The sequence below is a fragment of the Mesorhizobium sp. M7A.F.Ca.CA.002.09.1.1 genome (genome assembly GCF_003998555.1).
Lineage (GTDB): Bacteria > Pseudomonadota > Alphaproteobacteria > Rhizobiales > Rhizobiaceae > Mesorhizobium > Mesorhizobium ciceri.
The window spans coordinates 1-4,944 of sequence record NZ_RZRR01000392.1; the positions used below are offsets into that span (position 1 = coordinate 1).

General features: G+C 62.0%; 5 protein-coding genes. 4 read left to right on the plus strand and 1 reads right to left on the minus strand.

Translation table 11 applies throughout. From position 1 onward, the window contains the following. Window positions 1-174 precede the first annotated feature (174 nt). Window positions 175-960 carry an IclR family transcriptional regulator gene (locus EN994_RS17710; protein WP_013530438.1) on the minus strand — a complete coding sequence of 262 codons (786 nt, stop codon included), beginning with the start codon at window positions 958-960 and terminating at the stop codon, window positions 175-177. Between the two features lie 95 nt (window positions 961-1,055). Between EN994_RS17710 and EN994_RS17715 the strand changes: the two genes are divergently transcribed. The 4 genes from EN994_RS17715 to EN994_RS17730 all read left to right on the plus strand — a co-directional run. Then, window positions 1,056-2,159, plus strand: a complete 1,104-nt coding sequence (locus tag EN994_RS17715) for a succinylglutamate desuccinylase/aspartoacylase family protein (protein ID WP_244514328.1) — start codon at window positions 1,056-1,058, stop codon at window positions 2,157-2,159. Next, window positions 2,149-3,087, plus strand: a complete 939-nt coding sequence (locus EN994_RS17720) for a threonine/serine dehydratase (RefSeq protein WP_013530436.1) — start codon at window positions 2,149-2,151, stop codon at window positions 3,085-3,087. Before EN994_RS17715 ends, EN994_RS17720 begins: the two co-directional genes overlap by 11 nt. Window positions 3,088-3,245: 158 nt before the next feature. After that, window positions 3,246-4,265: a sugar ABC transporter substrate-binding protein gene (locus tag EN994_RS17725; protein WP_013530435.1), complete on the plus strand. Its 1,020-nt coding sequence runs from the start codon at window positions 3,246-3,248 to the stop codon at window positions 4,263-4,265. A gap of 116 nt (window positions 4,266-4,381) precedes the next feature. Continuing rightward, the coding region (locus EN994_RS17730) for an ABC transporter permease (protein ID WP_164745987.1) at window positions 4,382-4,944 on the plus strand (563 nt) is incomplete at its 3' end.

The window sequence follows — 4,944 nt, forward strand, 5'->3', positions numbered from 1 at the left end:
TCCATCTCCCGACTGACAAGCCCGATCAGGTTCACGGTTGTCATTGCTCTTCCTCCCGCGCGAGAAGCACCCAGGATCAAAACATTCCTGACTGGACCCATACTGGTATTATCAATCCGGTGCAAACGTCCCGCGGGCGGTGCCTCGTCCGCGCCGTCAGCGCACCACGGCCCCTCAGCGAACCCGCGGTGACAGCTTCATGGAGATGCGATCGCAGGCAGCACGCAGGACCTCCAGAGTAAAGGCATGGCGGCTTTCACGCGTATGGCGATTGATATAGGCGACGATAATGGAGGCGACGGCGCTGCCGTCCGGTCCGATGACCGGACAGCAGATATCGGTGATGCCGACGAAATCACGGCTCTCGCGCATCCAGTAACCGTCCGCGCGGATGGTACGAAGCTGCTTTTCCAGCGCCTCTCGATCCAGCGGCGCCGGCGAATGTGCCGCACATTCGTCGATCATCCGCGTCGCGACCTTTGGCGGCTGGAAGGCAAGGATCACATGGCCGGAGGTCGCGTCGGTGGCCAGGCGGCCGTAGCCGAGGCGCAGCGTGAACGCCATGTCCTCGCCGCCGGGAACGGCCGCGGTCACGACAGTCAAGCCATGATTGAAGACGACCAGGTGCGGCGACTGATTTGAGTCCCCGGCAATCCGCGTCAGCTCGGGCATTGCGGCGGACATGAGATCCTGAGCGCTCGGCGTGTGCAGCCCCAGCTTGAAAAGCTTGTCGGTCAACGAATAGGCGTCGGTCTCGGCGTTGCGCTCGATATATTGACGCTCCTGGAGCGCGATCAGCATCCGGAAAATCTCATTCTTCGAACGACCGAGGCCTTCCGCGATCTCCTTCATCGTCAAGGGCGCTCGCGCCTCCGCCAGCAGCTCCAGGACATCCAGACCCTTCGTCAGCGCCGGGGCCGAATAGGTCGGTTTGCCACTCTCTTTTGCGTCATCTGCCATTCGAAGAATCCCCGGTGGTCCACGCACGATAGAGACAAGAAATCGGAATTGCCATTGGTTTTATATCCAAACTTGACACCATATATAAAACTGACATGATGACGGGGACAATGAATTTCGAGGCCGAGCCGATGACCGTCCAGAGACCAGCAAACACTGTCCGCGCGACCATCACGCCCCGGAACAACAGTGTTTACACGTCGGTCGATTTCGATCGCGAGGGCAAGCAGATCGGCTTCTTCCATGTGCCCCAATCGCCGCACGACGATGCCTGGGGCACGGTCCGCGTTCCGCTGGCCGTCATCAAGAACGGAGACGGTCCGACGGTCCTGATCGAGGGTGGCAACCACGGCGACGAATATGAGGGGCCGATCGCGCTCGGCGAGCTTCTGCGCGAGATCGATCCACGGGATATAGCCGGTCGCATCATCGCGATTCCGGCCATCAACATTCGGGCCGTCGAGGCCGGCACCCGCACCTCCCCGGTCGACGGGTTGAATTTCAACCGCAGTTTTCCAGGCGATTTCAACGGCACGCTGACAAGCCAGATAGCGGCCTATGTGCATGACATCCTGTTTCCGAAGGCCGACTATTTCCTGGATCTCCACTCCGGCGGTTCGTCCCTGATGATCCTGCCGAGCGCGATCATCGAGCCCTCCCCGACCGCGCAGGGGCATCGCAAGAACATCAAGGCGACGCTCGCCTTCGGGGCGCCGACCGTTGTCATGGTCGACAATCTCGGTGAAACCCGGACCTCGACCGCGTCCGCCAATCACCAGGGGCTGATCGTCATCGGCAGCGAGATGGCCGGCGGCGGCCTTGTCAGTCCGGATGCGTTGGCCATCTGCCGCAGGGGCATCCGCAATGTGCTGAAACATGCAGGCGTCCTGAAGGGCGCGCCTGACATTGCCCCTGGCGCCAACGCACGCGTGCTCAAGGTGCCCGGAAGCGAAGGCTATCTGCTTTCCGAGGAGGACGGTGTCTTCGAACCCTTGAGCCCCCTCGGCAGTGCCGTCAGCAAAGGCGACCTTGCCGGACGCATTCACTTCCTCCACACGCTGTCGCGCGCGCCCATCGATCTCCTTCACCCCATCGACGGCATCGTTTTCGCCAAGCGTCAACCCGGCCGCGTGCGCCCGGGGAATTGCTGTTTCGTGCTGGCCAACGAATATCCGGAGGCACTGACCGATGAGCCATGAAGACATCATGGCGGCTGCCCGGCGCATTGCCCCCTTCATACGGCGCACCCCGGTCGTCAAGCTCGACCATGCCACGGGCGCGAACCTCCAAAATGATGTCTATTTGAAACTCGAATGCCTCCAGGTGAGCGGCTCCTTCAAGATCCGGGGCGCCACGAACCGGGTGAAAACGCTCGAGCCGGGCCGGATCGAAAACGGACTGGTCGCCGCATCCGGCGGCAATCACGGCCTGGCCACCGCCTATGTGGCTGCCCGGGCCGGCGCTCCCGCCACCATCTACCTGCCGAACAATGCAAGCCCGCTGAAGGCGGAAAAGCTGCGCAAATGGGGCGCTGACGTTCGCTTCGAAGGCAAGGTCTGGGATGAAGCGCATGAGGCTGCATTGGCCGAGGCAAAAGCGCGCGGCGCCTTCTACATGCATCCCTTCGCCGATGCGCAGATCGTGTCCGGCCAGGGAACCGTGGCGCTGGAGATGGTCGACCAGATTCCCGATGCCGACATCTACATCGTCGCGATCGGCGGAGGCGGCCTCATCAGTGGCATGTCCGAAGTCCTGAAGCACGTCAAACCCGACGCCAGGATCGTTGGTGTCGAGCCGACCGGTTCACCGACCCTTCACGCCTCCCTGACTGCCGGCCGTGTCGTTCGCTTGCCCGAGATAACGACGAAGGTGGCGACCATGGCCTGCGGCCGCACGGACGAAAGTATCTACGAGATCGTCGCCAAGCACGTCGACGACATCGTCCTTGTCGAGGATGCGGACATGCAGAAAGCCGCTGAATTGCTCTGGTTCGAATTCGGCATCGCCGCCGACCTCAGCGGCGCGGCATCGCTGGCCGCGTTGATGAGCGGAGCTTTCAAGCCACCGCGCGGCGCCCGCATCGCCGGGCTTGTCTGCGGCGCCGGTGTCGAAGGCCTGAACGGCTGAGGTCGAGAAAGGCCGGTCCACGCAAGACGCGGCCCGACATGGATACGGCACGAGTGCCGCGGAATACCGCCGGAATGCCTGTCGCTGGGACGGTCGTCGTGCGGGACATGAAAAAGAGGCGAAGAATCGTCCTGTCGCAACAAGAGGAGAACTGAAACATGCGCATTTCCCTGAAAGCATCCATTGCTCTGCTTGCACTCGCCATCGCAACGCCCTCGCTTGCCGCGGAAAAGGTTCTTGGACTTGCGGCAATCGACTTGCAGAACTCCTTCTTTGTCCGCATGAAGGAAGCCGGCGACGTGGCTGCCGCCGACTATGGGGTGAAATCCACCTGGCAGAGCGCCGAGGGTAGCCTGGAAAAACAGGTCAGCATCATCGAGAATTTCATCAATCAGGGCGTCAGCGCGATCCTGATCGATCCGATCGACAAGAACGCGGTCATTCCGGTGATCCAGAAAGCCACTGCCGCCGGCATTCCGGTGATCACCATGGGCAACAAGGTCGAGGCAGGCTCGAACTATTCGACGCTCTATCCGGACTACGACAACATGTCGATGGTTGCCCGCGCGCTCGGCAAGTCGCTTGGCGGCAAGGGCGAAGTCGCCCTGCTCGTCGGTTCGCGTGGCAACTTCGTGTCCGACACGCGCGAAAAAGGCTTTGTCGAAACCCTGAAAAAGGAGTTTCCGGACATCAAGGTCGTCGGCATCGAGCCGACCGGCTGGGACGCAGCCAAGGCAACGAATGCCGCCCAGACATGGCTCACCACCTATCCGGACCTGAAGGCCATCGGCTGCATCTCCGACAGCCTTTGCCTGGCAGCCGATTCCGTTGCCAGTTCGATGGGAACCCAGCTGCTCTACGGCGGCTATGACGGCGACGCCGAGATGAAGCCGCTGATCGACGACGGCAAGATGGTGATGGACGTGCTGACCGGCGCCTATCGTGTCGGCTACTGGAACATCGCCGTTGCCGCTCGCCTGGCCAACGGCGAAAAGCTGCCGCAGGATCTCTACATGCCGACCTATTTCGTGACCTCGGATGCGACGGCGGCGAAGCTCAAGGCGGATGGCCTCACCTTCGAATACATCAACACCGACAAGGAGGCGGTGGAAGCCAAGAACTATACCGAGCAACTCGGTCCCAAGGTTCCGGCGACCGCCATGACCCTGGCAAAGTAACAGCCTAAAGCGGCTCAAGCGCCGGATGACGTATCATCCGGCGTCCCCTTTTCCTGACGATCGCCGTCGCCGCTTCCGTGGTGACCGCGCATGATGCTCGATAAGAGGACCGACCCATGTTCCAGTCCTGGACCTCTCCGTTACTACGGCGCAACGAACCGGTTCTCATCGCGGTGCTGCTGGTCGCCATCGCCGTCTTCGGCTGGATCGATCCGCGCTTTCTGTCGACCGGCAACCTTGTCAGCATCGCGCAGCAGAGTGCGGTCATCGCCCTCATCTCCTTTGCCATGACGGCCGTGATCATCGCGCGCGGCATCGATATTTCCGTCGGCAGCAACCTCGCCTGTTCCGGCATCGCCGCGGGTCTTGCCTATACGGCAACCGGCTCGGCGAGCCTGAGCCTTCTCGCCGCGATCGGTGGCGGTGCCGCGATAGGTCTGCTCAATGGAGCGCTGATCGGCTTTGCCGGCATCTCCCCTTTCATCGCAACGCTCGCCACCATGGCGTTCGCGCGCGGCCTGGCGCTCAGTCTCTCCGGCGCATCCAGCATCGCGGTCGCCGATCCGGTCCTGCTTTTCGCCGGACGCGAGACAATCGGCCTGCTGCCGGTCTCCGTCATCATCGCCGCCATCTGCCTGAGCCTCTGGTGGTTCGTGCTCAATCGAACGGTATACGGGCG